Below are 18,492 nucleotides of genomic sequence, written 5' to 3' on the forward strand. Positions count from 1 at the left end.
GCGTTACATTCCGAGCAGACGAGCTCGCGAGGGAAGCTGGATACCAAGTGTTCGACAGTATCGGCTATTTCTCCACATCCTGGCGGAAGATCTACGGTCCAGCGGTCCCCGAACAACGTGCGCCCTCGACGCCCCACGTAGTCCCGCAGGTTGATCGTGATGCTCTTCCAAATTGGCGAGCAGAATACCGCGACTGGAAAGGCGGAAGATATCGACTTTGCTGCGCCGGCAAACGGGACAGAACCAATTCTGTTCGACAAGAGCCCAATTCTGATTGAGGTCGAGACCCTTCGCACCATGTCTGAGAACGGCAGCCTTGGTTTGGCTGCTCCATCTTCCATCTCGGTCCGGAAAGCAGGATTCCATTTCATCGTCGGCCAGCGTTGAAGGGCGCCAGAAGGCGAGTTCGACAAGCCACATGCGGCTCGGTCCCGGTTCGAACTCAGGCTCAATTTCAAAGTCGCCGGATGTGTCTGCCATGAACGTTTTTCAATCGCTTGCGTTCATGCTATGTTCCCGAGGTCGATTCCGCAATCTGCCGCGCTTTTAGATGCGAAATCTCCTGTGGGAAGCTTGGACGAGGCGAGATCTGGGATTAAGGGCGTCCTCGCCAGCTCCTTGATAATTCCCAGTTTCTCTGAAGGACGGTCCATTAATGGACCATAAGGGCCGATCTGATCTTTTTATGCATCAGCCCAGTTGAAACTTTTGCGGCCTTGGTCTATATATGATCCACGAAGGGTGTGACGATCTATTTATGAACCATGGCTAAGATCCATCATCCCATTTCTGCCTATGCAGCCGATGCTGCGGTGCTGCTTGGGCAGCTCCTGCGCAAGGCCCGCATCGAACGGAAGATGAGCACCCTCAACGTCGCGGAGCGGGCAGGGATCTCGCGCGGGCTGCTGCGGCGCATAGAGGCAGGCGACCCGCGATCCACCATCGGCGCTGTCTTTGAGGTCGCTGCGATTGTCGGCGTCAGGCTGTTCGACGTCGAGCAGGCGACAATGTCTCAGGCGATCGAAAGCAATCGCGAAGTCATGACGCTTCTGCCTAAATCCATTCGTGCCCGGCGGGGTGAAGAGGTCAAGGATGACTTCTGATCCCAAATTCACTGAGGCCTATGTCTGGACTTGGCTACCGGGCCAGACGAAACCGGTTGTTGCAGGCCTTCTGTCGGCGCGTGGCGAACAGCTCCTGTTCAACTATGGACGGAGCTATATCGAGCGCAAGGACGCCATTGCGCTTTACCAGCCCGAATTGCCGCTGCGGAGCGGAATCCTTCCGCTTCTTGCGGGTCTGAACATGCCGAACTGTATTCGCGACGGCGCTCCCGACGCCTGGGGCCGGCGCGTGATCCTCAATCGGAAGTTCGGCGCCCGCGGAAAGGAAATTGACGCGGGCAGCCTTGATGAGCTGACCTTTCTCCTCGAGTCAGGGTCGGATCGCATCGGCGCGCTCGATTTTCAACCCTCGCCCTCAGCCTATGTCGCGCGTGAAGGCGAGGGCGCCTCTCTCGATGAGCTCTTCAATGCGGCGGCGCTCGTCGAACAAGGAACGCCGCTGACGCCCGAGCTCGACCGGGCTCTTTTCCACGGTAGCTCCATTGGCGGGGCGCGCCCGAAAGCGACGATTAACTCCGATGACAAGAAATTCATCGCGAAGTTTTCTTCGCAAACCGACCTCTATAGCGTGGTGAAGGCGGAATTCATCGCAATGCGCCTGGCCGCGGCGGCCGGGCTTCGCGTCGCGCCTGTGAGCCTTCAACGCGTGGCGGGCAAGGACATCCTCCTTATCGAGCGCTTCGATCGTGCGAAGGCTACCGGCGGATGGTACCGCAAGGCCATGGTATCCGCCCTAACATTGCTTGAGCTGGACGAAATGATGGCCCGTTACGCCAGCTACGAACAGCTCGCCACGACCATCCGCCACCGTTTTACGGAACCCAAGGAGACGCTACGGGAGTTGTTTTCGCGCATTGTCTTCAACGTGCTCTGCGGCAACACGGATGACCATGCCCGAAATCACGCAGCCTTCTGGGACGGCACGAATCTGACGCTCACACCTGCCTATGATATTTGTCCGCAAAGCCGCACGGGCGGCGAGGCGACGCAAGCGATGCTTATATTGGGCCACGATCGACACAGTCAGATTGCGCTCTGCCTGAAAGGCGCGCCATCGTTTCTTCTCAACGAGGCGGATGCCGTCGCGATTGTCGTGCATCAAATCAAGACCATCAAGGATCGCTGGTCGGCGGTTTGTGACGAAGCCGCGCTTGGACAAGTGGATCGAAACTTGTTTTGGCGCCGCCAGTTCCTCAATCCTTACGCCTTCATTGGCGCGCCGCAGGCCATAACGAGCCTGATCAGCTAGTTCGATCTTGATCTGATCGGAACTCCGGGCCAGAGCGGCATAGAGGTGCAGCATGAACGGATCGGCGTCGGCGCCCAGCTCTGCCACGATAGACGGGGTCTTTTGGGCCATTGTTGTAGCTCCGCCGGTTTAGATAATCTTTGGCGTCACGCCGGTCCTCGGCTCCAAGGGCGCGATTATGGTTTACGAATAATTAATCGTGACAATGCACTGTCCGGCACCCCAGCCATTGGATTGTTCTTGATTTGTTCCTTTTGTAGGTTTAGCTTTTTTACTCTGGCCGTTGTCGTCGTCCTGGCGGCCATGGTCGGATCAACCCTTGCTGAAAGTCCATCGCCGTGAACCCGGGTCTGTCGCTCCAATGGAAGGAGGCGCTGGCGCTTTCGCGCCGGCAGACGCCTGAATTCTACGAACCAGGCGCTGACATCGCGCCGGGTCCGCATGCCGAAGCGATCCGCTTCGCGCTGACCGATCTCAGCCTTGCAGGCGTGTTCTGTATCGAGGGCGTGCCAACCATCGGCTTCTTGCGAGAAGATACCCCAGCTCCGGAGCGGGTCGACCACGTTCACCGTATCCTGTGGAATCAGGGGTTGATGAGTCTTCTACTCGTCGTCCGCGAGGATGAGCTTCTTGCGTTTTCGCTCGTCCACCGTCCCTTCGCGCGCGACCCCAACCAAAAGAGCGATCCGCGCCTGATCGAGACACTGCGGCTAGTAGCCGACGCGCTTAAGCTGCGAGAGCTTGTTGACTCGGCGGAGTCCGGTCGGTTTTGGCTCGCACACGACTCCCATTTCGATCCGGCGCAGCGTGTCGACACGGTTCTACTGAAGAACCTGATTGCGGCGTTTAGCGCGCTCAAGGGCGATCTCGGAGCCGACGGCGCGCAGGCGCTTCTGATGCAGTCAATGTTCGTTGCGTACTTGGAAGACCGCAAAATCGTTCGCGCCGAGCGCTTCGAAGCTATCTCCGACAAGACCTGTTCCAATTTCGAGCAAGTTCTGACCTGCCGCTCCACCGCGCCGTTCGAGGCGCTCTTCGCTTGGTTGAAAGACGCGTTCAACGGCGATGTCTTTCTCGCGCCGTGTGCGTTCGAACTCGGTAAGACGAAGCCGCCGAAGGTGAAGCCCGCGCATCTTCGGGTGCTCGCCGACTTCCGCCATGGCAAGGTGGAGATGGCCACCGGTCAGATGCGTTTTCTTGGCTATGATTTCGAATTCATGCCGATCGCCTTGATCAGCGCGGTTTATGACCGTTTTCTCAACGAGGAGCGCGAACAGAAGAACGCCGATGGCGCCTACTATACGCCGATGTTTCTGGCCGACTTTGCCGTCAACCAAGTATGGGATGAGCTGACGGACCCACAACGGAAGAAAGGTGTATTGTTCGATCCGGCATGTGGTTCGGGAATTTTTCTCGTCCGACTGTTCCAGAGGCTGGTCGCTGCGCATTGTCGCGCGACCGATAAGCGTTTTGCGACATGGAAAGAACTGTCTGCCATCGCGCGGCGACTGCACGGCGCGGATATCAGCGCTGCCGCGGTGCGAGTCGCCACTTTCTCGCTCTATATCGCGCTGCTGGAACACTCCAATCCGCGTGATCTCGATGCGCTGATCGAAAAGGGGAAACTGCTACCGACGCTATTTGGCCACACACTGCGCTGCGAGGACTTTTTCAGCAGCTCGGACGACCGACGTTACGATGCGGTGGTTGGCAATCCTCCTTGGAAGGGGCGTGCAGGGCAGGAGACGACGGCGCAGGCTTGGGCCGACGCACAAAAGCTGCCACATCCAGCGAAAGACATTGCGTGGTGCTTCATTTGGAAGTCCCTGCGCGTGGTCAGGACCGACGGTCTGGTCGCACTGCTGCTGCCCGCCATGGGAACGCTGCACAATGTCGGTAGTCTGAAGGCGCTTGAACTATTTTTTCAGAAGGCCCGGGTGTACCGGATCGTCAACCTCTCCGATTTGTGCTTTCAGCTCTTCGACCGCGCCAACAGGCCGACGGCGCTTGCGCTTTATCGTCCGCAGGCGGAAGAGGAACACCCATACCGCTTCGAATACTGGGTCCCCAAAGCGGACCTCAATTTGCGGCTCAAGCGCACCATGACGCTGAGCCGCGCCGACCGAGCGCACTTACGTTCGGACCAAGTCAAAGGCGATCCTGCGGTGTTCAAGCGCAAGCTTTGGGCGCGGAGCCCGGACGAACGCCTGCTGCAATACGTCAAGACGCTGTCGCCGCTGTCGTCGTTCATCGTCGAAAGTAAGGCTGCCGGCAAGGATTTCAGCCGTACAAAATCCTGGGGCATTGGACAGGGATTTCAGCCCGCACACGATACAACAAAGGGTACCACCACCTCGTCGGCTGCTGTGCGCCAGTTTCCCTATTTTGCAGCAAAGGATTTTCAGCCGATCGCGCTTCCGCGTGTCGATGCGAAGCCGTGGCGGACCAGTACGGTGCGTCGTGCTGGTTTCACTGCGGGCTTTGGCGGCCCGCACATCCTCATTCCGCAAGGCCTTGAGCGATCATCGCCGCGCCTGCGCGCTGCCTACACAGAACAGGGCTTGTGCTTCGAGGACTCGCTCCAAGCGGTCGTCTTTCCGCTCGTCGAGCGCAAGACCGCAAAGCTTCTCACCGCCGTTTTGAACAGCAGTCTCGCAGCGTGGTTCTACTTTCATGAGACGGCGAATTTTGGCACCGATCGCGCGAAAATTCATCAGAACGAATTGCTGAAGCTGCCATTCGCAAAGCCCGAAGCGATGCCCGATCCAGCGCGCGCTACGCAAGCTGCTGAGCGGATCGTCGCATTGATGGACCGCGAAATAAAGGAAGCATCGCGGCTCTTACAAACTCAGAGTAACGCGCTCGACGAGATCGACCCGCTCGTCTGTGATTACTATGGCCTCGATGCCGCCGAAGCTGCTCTGATTCAGGATACAACCCGATATATCCTTCCAGCCATTCAGCCCCGTCGCAATGCTGGCCTTCAGGTCATTTGGGACACAAGCCGGGCAGAGCAGCGGAGCGCTTATGCTGCGACGCTCTGCGAAGCGCTTAAGCCGTGGTTCAATATGCGCCTGTCGGCCGCACTCGCTGCACGCTCCAATGACATCGCTATTCTTAAGCTGACGCTTGGGGCCGCGTCGGGATTATCCTCGGCCTATGCCGAGAGCAACGCCTCCGAGCTTGACCCCTTCCTGGTTAGCATCGCCAACCATTTACCAGTGCGTTTGCCCGGAAACGTGCAGCTTGTCCCTGATCTGCGGTTCGTGATCGGTAGCGACATGTATCTCGTCAAGCCAATGCAGGTCCGTCATTGGCTGCGCGCGACAGCCCTGGCCGACGCCGAACAGATCGCAGCGGAGCTTAGCGCTGCTGTGGCCCGTCAAGCCAGCAAGGTTACCAAGCATGCTCACGGGTGATCCGGAGGATTGGCTTCCTCATTTCATCAGTTTGGAAGATCGCGTGGCTGCGGCGGTGGAAACAGCATGGCCGACCTGCATTACTCCCTTGCAGGCCGCCAAAGGTGCGATGACGCACGAGGATTTCATCACTAACCATCTTGTCAACGCGCTGATCCGCACCAAAGCCTTTCCAGGGCGCATCGTACCGCAATATCCGCTGCTGGCGCAAAACGCCCAGCAATTGTTGCAGGTCGGCAGCAAGATCGACTTCGTGCTAACTATTGGCGATGACGAGGACGTCTATCTTGCCTGCGAGTGCAAACGTCTAAACGTACCATACAAAAAGAAGACACGTGCGCTCGCACATGAATACGTTCGCGATGGCCTGACCCGTTTCGTCACTGGCCAATATTCCAATGGCCTGCCGCTTGCAATGATGATTGGGTATGTAATGGATGCCCAAGTTATATTCGCGCATGAGCGGCTCAAGAAGGCACTTCAGCGCTCCAAGTTCATCAGCCTAAAATCAGCCGACCATCCTCCGGCAAAAGCCGGGAAGCCCATTCGGTTCTTCACAATACATCAGTGCGCGGCGGGGCACGATATCGAAGTGCGGCACACTCTCCTAGGTTGGCCTTGACCGGCCCGCATGTAAATCACGGAGAGTTACATTCCGAGCTAGCCGCTTTATTGTCGTCAGCGAGTATGAGGTTCATGCCGCAGTAATAAAAGGCGCTTGTCACGAGCTGCATGTCGTTCATGTCACGAATGCTTTGCTTGTGAACCTCACTCTCCGTGAGGGCAAGGTATGCTTCGCGTACGATATCGCTCTTTTCCTTTACTAGGGCCTCGTCGAGCGAGTGAACGAGCTCATTGCGAACTTTACAGCACTTCTCAAAGAGGTCCCAAATCTCTTTGCCAACGATAGGCGGTTCAATTTTCTTACATTCCTTGATCTTGTCGGAAGTGTAGTAATAGTGCTTTGGGTCTTTGCCTCGCGCGTCTAAAATCGAAATCATGCAACGCTCGACAGCTATTTGCGCTTTCAGGATTCTTTAGAATCGTGTCGTCGACACGAGCGATATGGTCATCAAATCGCTTGCTTGACTCGTTAACGAAAATATCGCGCTGCTTAGGTTCAGGCTCTTCAATGTTCAATTCCTTGATAGTCACGGCATCCCTCCCTGGTCCCGCACAAACCATGACATAATTCGGTGGGCAGTTCTATTTCCGGCCGGTGGTCCCGCAGAATCATTCCCGTCCGGGCGTGGAGACTATTTCCGGGTACAAGTGCCTTTAACACGTTCCTGCGGAAGACCATGGGCTAGTTGGTGGTCGGGGAATCGTGCTACCTGGGGTTATGGCCACAGACCCATTGGAGAAGTCCACCCGCGACGCCAAGCGCAATTTGCTGCTGGTGTCGGTCGCGATCATTACGATCAAGGCATTCAATGTAACCGTCGAGAAAATTCCCCTCGGCGGTCTGTCAATAAACTTCGATCCGGGCGCGCTGGGCTTTCTACTGGCTGGGGCGCTGTTGTATTTCTTCGTTACATTCCTACTTTATTTCTACATCGACGTTCGAAATCTCGAAGTAACGAAGCACCAGCAAGAACACGCGAAACAAAGTCGTGAGGCGCCTACACGCTATAACTCGAAGCTCAATCACATCGTTGCTGAACGGATTGAGGGCATTCTTGCGACAGGCCAAAGTCTAGCTACGGCGATGTCAGGGCCTCCAGAAGTTACGAAGTCGGTACGTCCGACACAAATTTTTGGAGGCCGACCAAGATTGGTTGTGGTTGAGATCTCTCAGACTAAAGGTAACTCTTACAGCACGCTCGTGCGAGCCGACGATCCGGCCTTATTTGAGAACATTGACGATCTTATTGCCCAGACTACGAGAACGTTTTGGTGGCGTATCAAGGCAAACGAGCTATGGCATCGGGTGTCCAGCCTCCGTGTTGCGTGGACCTATCGCTTTCGTATCTTTTTCGTCGATGGAGTGTTCCCGGCACTACTGGCACTCTATGCGCTCGCTGCGCTGTTCAATTTTGTGTCGCTCGACTGGATACGATCATATTCACCAACGCTGAAAACGACGTCTGTGATCGTCAAATGATGGCCTGATGGTAGCCAAGAAACAGTTTGCTCGCCCGGGAATACCTCAATCGCATCAAAGGACCTTCATCGTCTCGGTTTGCAGGTATTCCATTGATAAAGCCGCTGATTTCTAGGAGGGGTTCGAGCCCGGTACGCCCACGATTTCGGAGCGCCGCGGAACGGGACCGGGAGAGTAGGGAGCGAGATACCCACCGTTGGCAGCGAGCTGCCGGAAATGCTACAGAAACCGGCCTGCGGGTCGAGACTTCTGAGGAATCGCAATGGAATAGACACGAATTCCGGATACAATCAGTTGTCAAAACGTTAAGGTGGACAACGCTGGCAAACGCAACCAGACCGGCGTTGATTGGATTAGACTGAAGACCATGTCGACCGCTCGCCATATTGTCAGTTTGCTGAAGAGCCACATTGCCGGCGATGGTGAGCGTTTCCTCGCCACCGCAATGCAGCTTGCCGCGCATGAGGCACGGCAGGGACATGGCAAGCTGGCGCAGGAACTCAAAGAGCTGATTGACCAGGCCAAGATAGCCGACACTGCAATGACCAAGACGGCACGGCCGGTTCCACTGGTTCAGCCGAAAGGCGAATTGGCCGGGTTGCTGCACGCCGGTTATCCGGACCTGCGTCTGACCGACATGGTTCTCCCGGACGAATTGCGCCAACGACTTGAACGTGTGCTGAGCGAGCAGCGGCAGCAGCAAAGTCTGCGTGAGCACGGTCTGAAACCACGTCGCAAACTGCTGCTGGTGGGGCCGCCTGGCTCGGGCAAGACGATGACGGCGGCCGCCTTGGCCGGCGAGCTCCATCTCCCATTGTTCACCGTCGTCCTGGATGGCCTAATCACGAAATTCATGGGCGAGACGGCTGGAAAGCTACGGCTCGTCTTCGACGCTATGCAGGCAACACGCGGGGTCTACTTTTTCGACGAATTCGACGCCATCGGCGCCCGGCGTGGCGAGCGCCAGGACGTCGGCGAAATTCGCCGTGTCTTGAACTCCTTCCTGCAATTCCTGGAGCAGGATGAAAGCTACGGCCTCGTCGTCGCTGCAACCAACCATCCCGAGCTGTTGGATAGGGCGCTCTTCCGTCGCTTTGACGATGTCATTGAATACGCGTTGCCCGATTCGGTCCTGACTGAAGCCTTGCTGCAGGCGCGCCTCGACCGTTTTGACACGCGCGGCATCGCCTGGAGGCAGCCCGTCGAGCAGGCGCATAATTTATCTCAGGCGGAAATTGTGAGAGCTGCGGACGACGCGGCTAAAGCGATACTCTTGCGGGGCGGGAAACGGATAACATCAGAGGCGCTCATTCAAGCGCTGATGGAACGCCGGCGGGCCTCGCTGTCTGATTAACGACAGTACAGGTTGTAATGGCAGACGATTTTCCTCGGGATAGACCCCACATTCATCTTCGCGCAATGGTGTTAGAGAGCCGTATCGGAGGCCCAAACAGAAGATCGAACCGCCCGCGGTACCTGAACGCGATCGCGCAGGCCATGCCGCGGCGTTGGTCCAGGCTATCGGACATGCCATTCACGCGGCTCGAGTACAGATCGCCGCTCGCGATCTCAACCTAGCCGTAGGGCTTCCAGGGTCTTACCTCGATATCGAACTGCCGGCGCGCGAGCGCATCGCCCTGGATCAATTGGCCGATCGACGGCAAAAGATGGAGGTTGTCGCGGTCCATGAACCGGTAAGAGAAGGTGAGCCGCTACGCGCTTCGGTGTTCGTGCCGCAACAGGCCGAGAACTACTATCTGCGAAAGGTCGAGGCCTATCGCGACTCTGATACCAAGAAGGGAAGGCCGCGGAATGAGCCGTTGGTGTCGCGGATTGACACAATACGGCTGGCTACGGCACGTTCGCTATACACCGACGATGATGGGCTTTTTCCGCAGCAGCCGAATGAACAGGTCTGGTGGGAGATTTGGCTGCGCAAAGGTCGTCGGGAGAATTTCGAGCGCATCGCCCAAGCGCTGAATCTTACGTTGCGCGCACATGCGGTTAAATTTCCCGAGCGAGAGGTCATGCTTGCGCTCGCGACCGTAGCAACGCTGGACCGGCTCGTGGCTCACAGCGACGTTGTGGCCGAGTTGCGGCGCGCGAAGGATACACCATCTTTCTTCATGGGCCTTGGGGGAGCAGAGCAGCGCGATTGGAGTGATGAACTGCTCGACCGCGTGACGCCGCCGGGCAATGATGTCGCTGTCTGTTTTCTCGACAGCGGTGTGCGTCAAACTCACCCCTTGATCGAACCTGCGCTTGCCGTGGAAGATTGCCACACAATCAAGCCCGGCTGGGGCAGCGACGACACCCCGGTGTGGCAAGGTCACGGGACGCGGATGGCCGGTGTCGGGCTCTATGGTGACCTTGTCCCCGTCCTCGTCGGAAACGATCCAATTGCCTTGCCTTACCGCCTCGAGAGCGTTCGCATTTTGCCGCCCGAGGACGAAGCGAACGATCCCGAGCTCTATGGCGCGATCACCGGAGAGGCAATTGCTCGTGCCGAAATTCAGGCGCCAGCTCGCCGCCGAGCCATTGCCATGGCGGTCACCAGCGCAAATCCTGCGCGCGGCCGACCGACATCGTGGTCAGCGGCCGTGGACCAACTTTGTTTTGAAGAGGATCAGCGGCGCCTGATCATTCTGTCGGCGGGAAATCTCGCCGAGGATCTGATGCCGGCTGATCACCTCACACGCAACGATCTAGAGGCGGTCGATGATCCGGCGCAGGCGTGGAATGCACTGACGGTGGGTGCCTACACCGAGAAAGTGGACATCATCGATCCTGACTTCGCTCGCTACGCGCCGATCGCGCCTGCCGGCGAGCTCTCGCCGCGCAGCAGGACTTCTGTCGTCTGGGACCGGCAGTGGCCTGTAAAACCAGACGTCGTGTTCGAAGGAGGCAATCTCGCGCATGACGGTACGCTCCCCGGCGAGCCGATCGACGACCTGCAGATCCTGACGACGTATTTCCGCCCGGAGCTGCGCCACTTTACAACTCTGGGCGACACAAGCGCGGCCACCGCCCACGCCGCACGGCTGGCGGGGCTGATCTTGGTGGCGCGCCCAGGCCTCTGGCCGGAAACGGTCAGGGCTTTGATCGTGCATTCGGCCGAGTGGACCCCGCAGATGCGCGCTCGCATCAACGCATGCAACGGTGCCAAGGGGCAAATACAGGCGCTTGTACGCCGCTATGGCTATGGAGTTCCAGACCTTGGGCGGGCCCTCCTTTCGACCGTGAACGATTTAACGCTCATCGTCGAAGATGAACTCAATCCATTTCAGCGAGAAGGGGGAGCTGCTGCCAAGACCCGTGACATGAAACTCCATCGCCTGCCTTGGCCGAAGGAGCAACTGGCCCCGCTTGGGGCCGCGCAGGTAGAGCTACGAGCGACTTTGTCCTACTTCATCGAACCCAATCCTGGGGAGCGTGGGTGGACGAGACGACATCGGTACGCTTCGCACGGTCTTCGCTTCCGTGTGAAGTCCGCGACTGAGACTGTCGACGAGTTCCGAGGCCGCATCAATCAGGCGGCACGGGATGAAGAGGAAGGGGCGCCTGCCAGCGGCGGCGAGGATTGGCTTCTCGGTATGTTTCGCGACAACGGATCCGTTCATTCCGATTTTTGGTCGGGAAGCGCTGCTGATCTCGCTGAGCGCGATGCCATTGGCGTCTTCCCCGTCGGTGGCTGGTGGAAGGAAAAGCCTTATCTGGAGCGGTTCGATGGCACTGCGCGGTATGCGCTTATCGTGACGATCAGAGCGCCAGGGTCGAATGTGGATATCTTCACGCCAGTTGCGAATGCGGTCGCCATTGCTAGCGCGATCCAAGTTTGATCGGAATCTATCTGCGGCTCGTCTCACTAGCGCGTCTGCAATGTTGGTACTGGTCGCCTCCGAGATGGTCGGTGCGAAAGCGGGTCTCGGCTATCTCATCATCAACAGCCAGTACAGCTTCCTGATCCCGCAGATGTATTTCGGCATTTTGAGCATCACAGTCAACGGGCTGGCGTTCAATGCCGTCCTCGAGGCTCTGGAGGGGCGCTTCATGCGGTGGAAGGCACCGGTGAGGAGAGGAGCATGACGGCCATCATTTCTTCGGTGATGACCAGCGTAGCTGGTTAAGCTCGATATTAGAGCGGTGAATCCTCTCGATAGCAACAACTCTCCACAGCTACGCTGTAACAATTCAGGAGGAATAGCCGCAATAGAGCCAGTTCGCTAGCTGATAAGCTTTGGCTGCAAACGGAGTCAGTCGGCGACTGATAAGGTAATCGGTGAAACGGAGTCAGTTCGGAGACTGATAAGGAAAAACAGCGAATCCTTATCAGTCTAACGAAAGCCTTATCAGTCACCGCAAGCAGCCGGGCCTTGAGATCTGTTCGGCGTTTCGATGCCTGCTCCCCTGAGGTGAAGCGAATGCAGCGAAGAGGAATGCCGACGGTCGGATTGCGTCATTGACAAGGAAGTCCGCGCTTCAGTTAAGCCGACGAAGTAGCCCGTCAGCGCTGAATCGCGCGTGCAATCAGCATCCTCGCTAAGAACAGATTAGACCATTCCGTTGAGGAAATACTGGCTGATGTCTCCCTTAGGCCCGTGCACATAGCGCGCAAGCTAATTGTCGTCTGTATCTATGTGACCGCTGAAAACAGGCTTGCCTTCCAACTTGTTTTTAACTTGCCAGGCAAGATAGCGGTAGTGATCGATAAACATCGAGAATGTGGACCGCGTACGCCTGTGCAAGCGCCTTGTTGCCGCGAATGATGACGAGGTTTTCGTCGTTCTCGTGGGACGCTTTGTAGCCGAGGTTATGGCTGCCTGTTGCGATAACGCAATCTTCCGACAGCGGGTCGATCACAATAATCTTGTCGTGGACGATTGCGGTTCCAAGCTTCAGGATTTCCTCTTCAAAATCACCGAGCGCTGTGCCGGTCCCCAAATTCGACGCCCTAACAATATGCGTGTGCCGCTCGTCATAAACGTAGGGCTTTCGCGCGGCTTCCTCTTCAGGCGTTTCATCATCCTCTTCGCCATCGTCACTGCTTTTTGCGGTATAGCCTGGTATCGCGGTTGGGTCACTAATGGCGCCGACCACAAGCAGGTTAGGGTTAGTCTCGCCTGCTGCGCGCGACTGTTCGATGACGCCGCTTCGCGACGGAAGGAAGGCGAGAAACAGTACGGCTTGTTTGGCGCCGTCGATCAGCTCGAAGAGTTGCTGAAGATCTGGTGGCGCGTGCTTAATGTCGCGGGTCGAATGGCCGGGGCAGCGATCATCGACTCTGATTTTTCTCCACCCCTCGCTTGGCTATGGTCGGATCTGGGAATTCATGGCGGAAGCCATTGGCGATCGGTTTCGGATCTACGCTCCTGATCAGCGCGGGCATGGTCAGACCGACAAGGCCGACGGCGACTATTCGGCGCAGGAATACGTCGAGGACCTCGCACTGTTCATGCAGGAATTGAAGATCGATCGTGCGGTTCTTGTCGGGCATTCACTAGCGGGGCGTGTCGCTCAAGTTTTCGCGGCCCGCTATCCGCAGCACGTGTCGGCCCTTGGGCTGATTGCGGGCCCTCATCTGAGCAATTTCTACGGTGTCCGCGACAGCGCGCGGAGCGTCCTCGAGGGCGCGTACGGCACAATAAACTATCCTGACGAGTTTGGGTCGAAGGAAGAGGCCTATGCGTTCTATGCGACCGAGAAAGCCGTTCACTCACGATCCCGATACGGCGCTCTATCACCGAATTGAGCATAATTACGTGCATATGGATGATGGGCGATTGATCCCCCGGTTTGACAAGATCCGGGTCGCGCAGGGACTCGCGCATTTGAGTTATAATATGCGCCCCTATGCCTCCCGCGTGGAATGCCCTGTCCTGATCTTGCGTGCCAGTCTGGGTGGCGCGCTCACGCGCGAACAGGCCGATGAAGTCGCGCGATTCTGGCAAAATGCACATGTGGTGGACGTCGAGGGGCATTACGCTCTTCAGCTTGAGAACCCCGGTAGCGCGGCAAAAGCATCACTATATTCTTGTCGGACATGGGCGTGACCTGAGATGGCGGTGCTATTCGCCGTAGATTCTAAGGCAAGCGTTGCGTCCCGCGTCCTCCAGGACCTCCGTGAGCTTCGCCCCAGTTTGCGCGCAAGGCCCAGCGCTGTCGTATGGGAGGAGCCCAAAGCTGTGCGAGAAGGGGGGACATCACGGCATCGCAAGGACTAGCACGAGACGCAATGATTCACCTGGATGCAATCCAACGTTGCAACCCGCCGATCGAATGAAAGCCGCCGGTGGCGTAGCAGCGGATCGAGGGAAAGGCGCCCTGCATCATTTCGGCCAGTGCGTGTCCTGGACCGAGGTCCAGCACGCGATCGACGCCTTGCTCCATAAGCGCCTCCAGCGTCGCCGCCCAGTCGATCGGGCGTGCGACCTGGCCAGCGAGTTTTGCGGTCGCATCCAATGCGGAGAAGATGCGCGCGCCGCCATCTCCGGCGAGGAGGATCCGCTGAGACGTGATGGGCGCGCGCGAACTTGCTGCGAGCGCGTGTTGCAGGGGCTCACAGGCCGCCTCTAGTTGTGACGTGTGCGAGGCGATCCTGACGGTGAGAAGACCTGCGCGCGCGGCGCCTTGTGCTGGCGCCTCCTGGCAGAGATTGACGACATCTTGCTCCGCGCCGCCGATTACGAAGAGAAGGTCCGGGTTTCTGATCGCGATCGCGCAGCGATGCTGCTCAAGCAAAGATTCAAGGGTGGTCCGATCGAGCCCGCGGACATAGCCGAGCCGCCCGTCAGGTCCTGCCACGCCGTCCATCAATCGGGCGCGAAGATCGGTCAGTCGCAAGGCTTCGTCGGCCGTCCAGACTCCCGCAACGCTCCAGGCCGCCATCTCGCCCACGCTATAGCCCGTGACGGCAGTCTCAGCAGTCAGCAGGTCGGCGATACAGGCGTGGATCGCGAGCGTCGATGTGACGGTCAGGATCTGGCTGGAATGATTGGCGGAGAGTTTGTCCGCGCCTCGCGTCCTGACAAATTGCCGCGGATCCGCGCCGAGAAGGGCGGTGGCCGCGGCGAAGACCGGCTCGGCGGCGGGCTGCTCCGCGACAAGATCGAAAATCCTGTCCGAGAGCGTACCTTGTCCGCCGCAGAGCAGGGCCAGCATCAGACTTCTAGTCGTTCGACGAAGAGCGCCATCGCGAGCAGGTCCGCGGAACCGCCGGGACTGAGATTGCGGGCAACGAACGCCTGGTGAATGTTGGCCGTGCGCCGGCGCCAATCCGGCGACCCGACGCCGCCGGCCGCGAGGAAGCTCGCGGCGCTCTCTTGCGCGAAGCGCAGTCCCTCGGGCCGGCCACGATGCAGCAGGTTGGTGTCGGTGACCTCGGCGATCAGTCTCATGCAGGTCTCAACGCGCACGGCTTCCTCGTCATGGGGTGCAAGCTTGCGCGCTGCATGCAGCGCGGGCAGGGCGATATCATACACCGACGGAAAGCCGTCGGCAGCCTCAGCCCTGGCGCCGCCGGCGCCGTAGCGCCGCCCGGCCACGGCGCCATGGCTGCGCAGCGAGACCGGGCCCGACAGGATGTCGTCGCCCCAACGCTCCGACACCAGCCGGCCGAGCGACTTGCGGATGCCGACAGCGTTCCGGTAGCCGGCCGCGGCGCAGAGCAGACCCAGCCCGAAGATCGCACCGCGGTGCGTGTTCACGCCACACGTTGCCGCCAGCATCGCGCGCTCCGCGGCAACGCCGATCGCGCGCAGCCGGTTCATGCCCGCGCCCTCGGCGCCCGCGGCGGCGAGCTCGCTGAAGAACGGCATCAGGGTCTCGGCGCTCAGGCAGAGCAGCGCGGCGTCCATGTCGCGATGCGCGCCGTTATCGACATGGCTGACGAGCCCCGGCTTCGGATAGGTCTCGACTTCGAGCTTCAGACAGAGCGACGCAAGATCGCCGAGCTGCGCCGCATCAAGCGCGAGTTCCGGCCGTGATTGCCATTTGAGCGCTGGGGTCATGACAGGAGACCTTCGAGGAAGGCCGCGCGCGTTGTCGTGGTGACGCCTGCTGGCCCCTTCACGAGGACTTCGTCCGCGTCAGTGCCGGTCAGTTCGCGCCATTGAACTCCGCCCGCCGAACCGACGATTTCGCCATCGAGCCGCATCGGCGCTTGCTTTGCGATCCGCGCGATGTCGGACAACAGAGTTTCGGCTTGCTTCACCGACGACGGCTGCCAGAGCAGATCGAGATCCGAGCTGTCGGAAAGATAAGGCAGGCCGGTGAGGTGCTGCCAGGCCAGGCTGCCATAGGTGCGGGTCTCCGGCAGAAGCCGGACGAGCTTCTCGATCGTCGCGCGCCAGGAAGCGGGCGCTGCTGTCGCGGCGTCGGCCAGCAAAGGCGGCGGCGCGGACGCGACGATATCGGCTGCGGCGAGCGAGATCGTGATGCGCCGCTTGCCGTGGCTTGGCGGCAGCGGCAGTCCGAGCGGAACGAGGCCTGCGGTATCGCTGCAAGCGGGCCGACGGACGACGAGGGGACGTCCCGCATGCGCCCAGCCCGCGACGATTGGCTCGCTGGCAAGTTCCGGATAGCGGTTCATCACCGCGCTCCATCCCGCCACGGAGGTCTTCACCATGCTGTGGCGCGCGAGGGCTTCAGCCATGTCGCGCCTCCTGATGCGAGGCCGCGGCGCGTGCAACGCGTTCGGCGAGCTCGGCGGCCTTCCGCCGTCCGCCGCGCTCAGCGCCGAGCCGGCCGCGATCATCCTGTCCGTGCGGCCGCCGCAGCACGGCGGCAAGCTGCGGCGCCAGCGGCGCAGCTTCGTCCCAGACGGCGTGGACACCGCCGGTCTTCACCATGTTGTCGAGCCCGGGCGCGAACACCGGTGTGGTCTCTGCCTTGGCCTTGAGAACGTCGATCGGAAGCTTGGTGACCCGGGCCATCGACGGCAGGTCCATCACCGCGGGATGCGCGCCGGGCAGCGCCACCAGCGTGCCGGTCGCAAGCGCGGTGGCGATGAACGCGCCGGCCGCGCTGCCGCCGTAGAGCAGGCCGACGGTGCGATGTCCCTCGGCTTCCGCCAGCAGCAGCGTCTTGGCGAGATGCGACAGATATTCGCTGAGGCCGAGCAGCTCGTCGCGCTTGCTCATGCGCTGGCTGGCGGAATCGACCAGGAACAGGATCGGAGCCCGATCCCCTGACTTGACGATCTTGATCACGCGCCCTGCGAGCGCGATGGCTTCGTCGACGCCGAGCGGCTGTCCCTGCGTGACGCCGAGCACGTGGATCGACCCGCCGTCGGGCAGCGTCGCCTGTCCCGCGATCATCGCGCCGGTCGTCTCGATCTTGGCACCGTTCGGAAACAGGCCGGCCAGGATGTCATCGAGCGTCATCGGCGTTCTCCCTGTTGTTGGCCGCGCGAAGAAACGCGCCGGTCGGACGTGCGGGAACATCGGTCGGATCGTCGATGCCGAGCGTCTGCCAGATCTCGACGGCGTCCTCGGCCTCGCCGAAACGCTGCAGCCGCCGCTCGAGGCGCGCCTTCTCGGCCTCGAGCACTGTCACGTCGCATCCTCTGCCGGCCTTCAGCGCCGCGATCGCGGCCTCGCGGAACGCCAGCGGCTCGTCGTCGACGAAAACGTCGGCCCCGCCGATCAAATAGCGATGCTTGCCGCCCATGGTGCGCCAGACCAGCGCGCGGTCGCGCGAGTCGAATTCCTCGATGCCCTTGTTGGTCTCGATCACCTCGGGGCCGCTGACGCTGAGTCGCCCCTGTTCGGAGATGACCATGCGCGAGCAGGTGCCGGCGATCAGGCTGCCGCCGCCATAGCAGCCGGCGCGTCCGCCGATCAGGCCGACGACGTTGACGCCCGCGCGCCGCGCCTCGATCACCGCGCGCATGATCTCGGCGATCGCGAGCTCGCCGGCATTGGCTTCCTGAAGCCGCACGCCGCCGGTGTCGAACAGGATCACCACATCCTGCTTGAGCGCGCGGGCCGCGCGCAGCAGTCCGGTGAGCTTTGCGCCGTGGACTTCGCCGAAGGCACCGCCCATGAAGCGTCCCTCCTGCGCGGCGACGAGCACGGGCGCGCCGTCGAGGCGGCCACGTCCGACGACGATGCCGTCATCGAACTGCTCCGGCAGGTCGAAGATCGCCAGGTGCGGGCTGATCTCGCGCAACTCGGGGCCGATGAATTCGGAGAAGCTGCCGGCATCGACCAGCGCGTCGATGCGCTGCCGGGCGCTCGCCTCGTACCAGCTCAGCGACACATCATTGGCTGTGACCGCTGTCATCGTTCCGGCTCCTCGATCTTGCGGACGCCCTGGGCAAGTCGCAGCGCGACCGTGTCCGGCCGGGCGCCGCCGTCATTGATGGAGATGCGCAAGCCCCCGGCAGAACGGCGGGCGACGAAGTCGCGGACCACGGCGTCCCAGACCGCGCCGAAGCCGTGGGCGGCGGTGGCGATGTTGATCGTGCAGGTGTCGGCCGGGACGCTGCGTTCCAGCAGCACTTCGAGATTGCCGGAGGCGACGACGCCGACGATCGCCTGCGCGCGAGTGCCGCCGGCGGATTGGGTTGCAGTCAGTCTGAAGCTGAGCTTTTCCACG

The 18,492-nt window shown here is 60.0% G+C and carries 17 protein-coding genes and 1 pseudogene; 10 read left to right on the forward strand and 8 right to left on the reverse strand.

Going from position 1 to position 18,492, the window contains the following annotated elements; all coding sequences use genetic code 11:
* Positions 1 to 156: 156 nt before the first annotated feature.
* From GGD67_RS26110 to GGD67_RS26130, 5 genes are all read left to right on the forward strand, one after another.
* Complete coding sequence (locus GGD67_RS26110) at positions 157 to 387, forward strand: hypothetical protein (RefSeq protein ID WP_179736839.1); 231 nt, start codon at positions 157 to 159, stop codon at positions 385 to 387.
* 377 nt (positions 388 to 764) lie between these two features.
* A complete protein-coding gene (locus tag GGD67_RS26115; RefSeq protein WP_027562245.1) occupies positions 765 to 1,103 on the forward strand; it encodes a helix-turn-helix transcriptional regulator in 339 nt (112 codons plus the stop codon).
* Positions 1,093 to 2,373 carry a type II toxin-antitoxin system HipA family toxin gene (locus GGD67_RS26120; protein ID WP_179736841.1) on the forward strand — a complete coding sequence of 427 codons (1,281 nt, stop codon included), beginning with the start codon at positions 1,093 to 1,095 and terminating at the stop codon, positions 2,371 to 2,373. Before GGD67_RS26115 ends, GGD67_RS26120 begins: the two co-directional genes overlap by 11 nt.
* Before the next feature lie 338 nt (positions 2,374 to 2,711).
* On the forward strand, positions 2,712 to 5,792 hold the full coding sequence (locus GGD67_RS26125) for an N-6 DNA methylase (protein WP_179736844.1): 3,081 nt from the start codon (positions 2,712 to 2,714) through the stop codon (positions 5,790 to 5,792).
* Positions 5,779 to 6,414, forward strand: a complete 636-nt coding sequence (locus GGD67_RS26130; RefSeq protein ID WP_179736846.1) for a hypothetical protein — start codon at positions 5,779 to 5,781, stop codon at positions 6,412 to 6,414. Before GGD67_RS26125 ends, GGD67_RS26130 begins: the two co-directional genes overlap by 14 nt.
* A gap of 16 nt (positions 6,415 to 6,430) precedes the next feature.
* Here GGD67_RS26130 and GGD67_RS26135 read toward each other — a convergent pair whose 3' ends face one another.
* Positions 6,431 to 6,793 (reverse strand): hypothetical protein, encoded by a 363-nt coding sequence (locus GGD67_RS26135; protein ID WP_179736848.1) that lies wholly within the window; start codon positions 6,791 to 6,793, stop codon positions 6,431 to 6,433.
* Positions 6,794 to 7,149: 356 nt separating this feature from the next.
* Between GGD67_RS26135 and GGD67_RS26140 the strand changes: the two genes are divergently transcribed.
* The 4 genes and pseudogenes from GGD67_RS26140 (at position 7,150) to GGD67_RS26155 (ending at position 11,982) form a co-directional block, all read left to right on the forward strand.
* Entirely contained in the window at positions 7,150 to 7,896 is a 747-nt protein-coding gene (locus GGD67_RS26140; protein WP_179736850.1) for a hypothetical protein, read from the forward strand.
* A gap of 367 nt (positions 7,897 to 8,263) precedes the next feature.
* On the forward strand, positions 8,264 to 9,250 hold the full coding sequence (locus GGD67_RS26145) for an AAA family ATPase (RefSeq protein ID WP_179737167.1): 987 nt from the start codon (positions 8,264 to 8,266) through the stop codon (positions 9,248 to 9,250).
* Between the two features lie 17 nt (positions 9,251 to 9,267).
* Positions 9,268 to 11,735, forward strand: a pseudogene (locus tag GGD67_RS26150) (S8 family peptidase).
* A 40-nt stretch (positions 11,736 to 11,775) separates the two neighbouring features.
* The gene (locus GGD67_RS26155; protein ID WP_246783437.1) at positions 11,776 to 11,982 is read left to right on the forward strand and encodes a hypothetical protein; all 207 of its coding nucleotides are present in this window, start codon (positions 11,776 to 11,778) and stop codon (positions 11,980 to 11,982) included.
* Positions 11,983 to 12,570: 588 nt separating this feature from the next.
* On the opposite strand, the gene GGD67_RS39975 is transcribed toward GGD67_RS26155, so the two are convergent.
* Positions 12,571 to 12,993: a phospholipase D-like domain-containing protein gene (locus tag GGD67_RS39975; RefSeq protein ID WP_179736852.1), complete on the reverse strand. Its 423-nt coding sequence runs from the start codon at positions 12,991 to 12,993 to the stop codon at positions 12,571 to 12,573.
* Between the two features lie 145 nt (positions 12,994 to 13,138).
* Between GGD67_RS39975 and GGD67_RS39105 the strand changes: the two genes are divergently transcribed.
* On the forward strand, positions 13,139 to 13,645 hold the full coding sequence (locus tag GGD67_RS39105; RefSeq protein WP_210286644.1) for an alpha/beta fold hydrolase: 507 nt from the start codon (positions 13,139 to 13,141) through the stop codon (positions 13,643 to 13,645).
* Positions 13,646 to 14,133: 488 nt separating this feature from the next.
* On the opposite strand, the gene GGD67_RS26170 is transcribed toward GGD67_RS39105, so the two are convergent.
* The 6 genes from GGD67_RS26170 to mdcC are packed head-to-tail and all read right to left on the reverse strand — an operon-like array spanning position 14,134 to position 18,491.
* Complete coding sequence (locus tag GGD67_RS26170) at positions 14,134 to 15,054, reverse strand: acyltransferase domain-containing protein (RefSeq protein ID WP_179736854.1); 921 nt, start codon at positions 15,052 to 15,054, stop codon at positions 14,134 to 14,136.
* Positions 15,054 to 15,902, reverse strand: coding sequence for a triphosphoribosyl-dephospho-CoA synthase MdcB (gene mdcB, locus GGD67_RS26175; RefSeq protein WP_179736856.1), 849 nt, complete (start codon positions 15,900 to 15,902; stop codon positions 15,054 to 15,056). Before mdcB ends, GGD67_RS26170 begins: the two co-directional genes overlap by 1 nt.
* Positions 15,899 to 16,546, reverse strand: coding sequence for a malonate decarboxylase holo-[acyl-carrier-protein] synthase (gene mdcG, locus GGD67_RS26180; protein WP_179736858.1), 648 nt, complete (start codon positions 16,544 to 16,546; stop codon positions 15,899 to 15,901). The genes mdcB and mdcG overlap by 4 nt, the downstream gene beginning before the upstream one ends.
* Positions 16,539 to 17,276 carry a biotin-independent malonate decarboxylase subunit gamma gene (gene mdcE, locus GGD67_RS26185; protein ID WP_179736860.1) on the reverse strand — a complete coding sequence of 246 codons (738 nt, stop codon included), beginning with the start codon at positions 17,274 to 17,276 and terminating at the stop codon, positions 16,539 to 16,541. The genes mdcG and mdcE overlap by 8 nt, the downstream gene beginning before the upstream one ends.
* Entirely contained in the window at positions 17,263 to 18,177 is a 915-nt protein-coding gene (locus GGD67_RS26190) for a biotin-independent malonate decarboxylase subunit beta (protein ID WP_179736862.1), read from the reverse strand. Before GGD67_RS26190 ends, mdcE begins: the two co-directional genes overlap by 14 nt.
* Entirely contained in the window at positions 18,174 to 18,491 is a 318-nt protein-coding gene (mdcC, locus tag GGD67_RS26195; protein ID WP_179736864.1) for a malonate decarboxylase acyl carrier protein, read from the reverse strand. The genes GGD67_RS26190 and mdcC overlap by 4 nt, the downstream gene beginning before the upstream one ends.
* Position 18,492: the final 1 nt, after the last annotated feature.

It is taken from the genome of Bradyrhizobium sp. IAR9 (assembly GCF_013408065.1).
Lineage (GTDB): Bacteria > Pseudomonadota > Alphaproteobacteria > Rhizobiales > Xanthobacteraceae > Bradyrhizobium.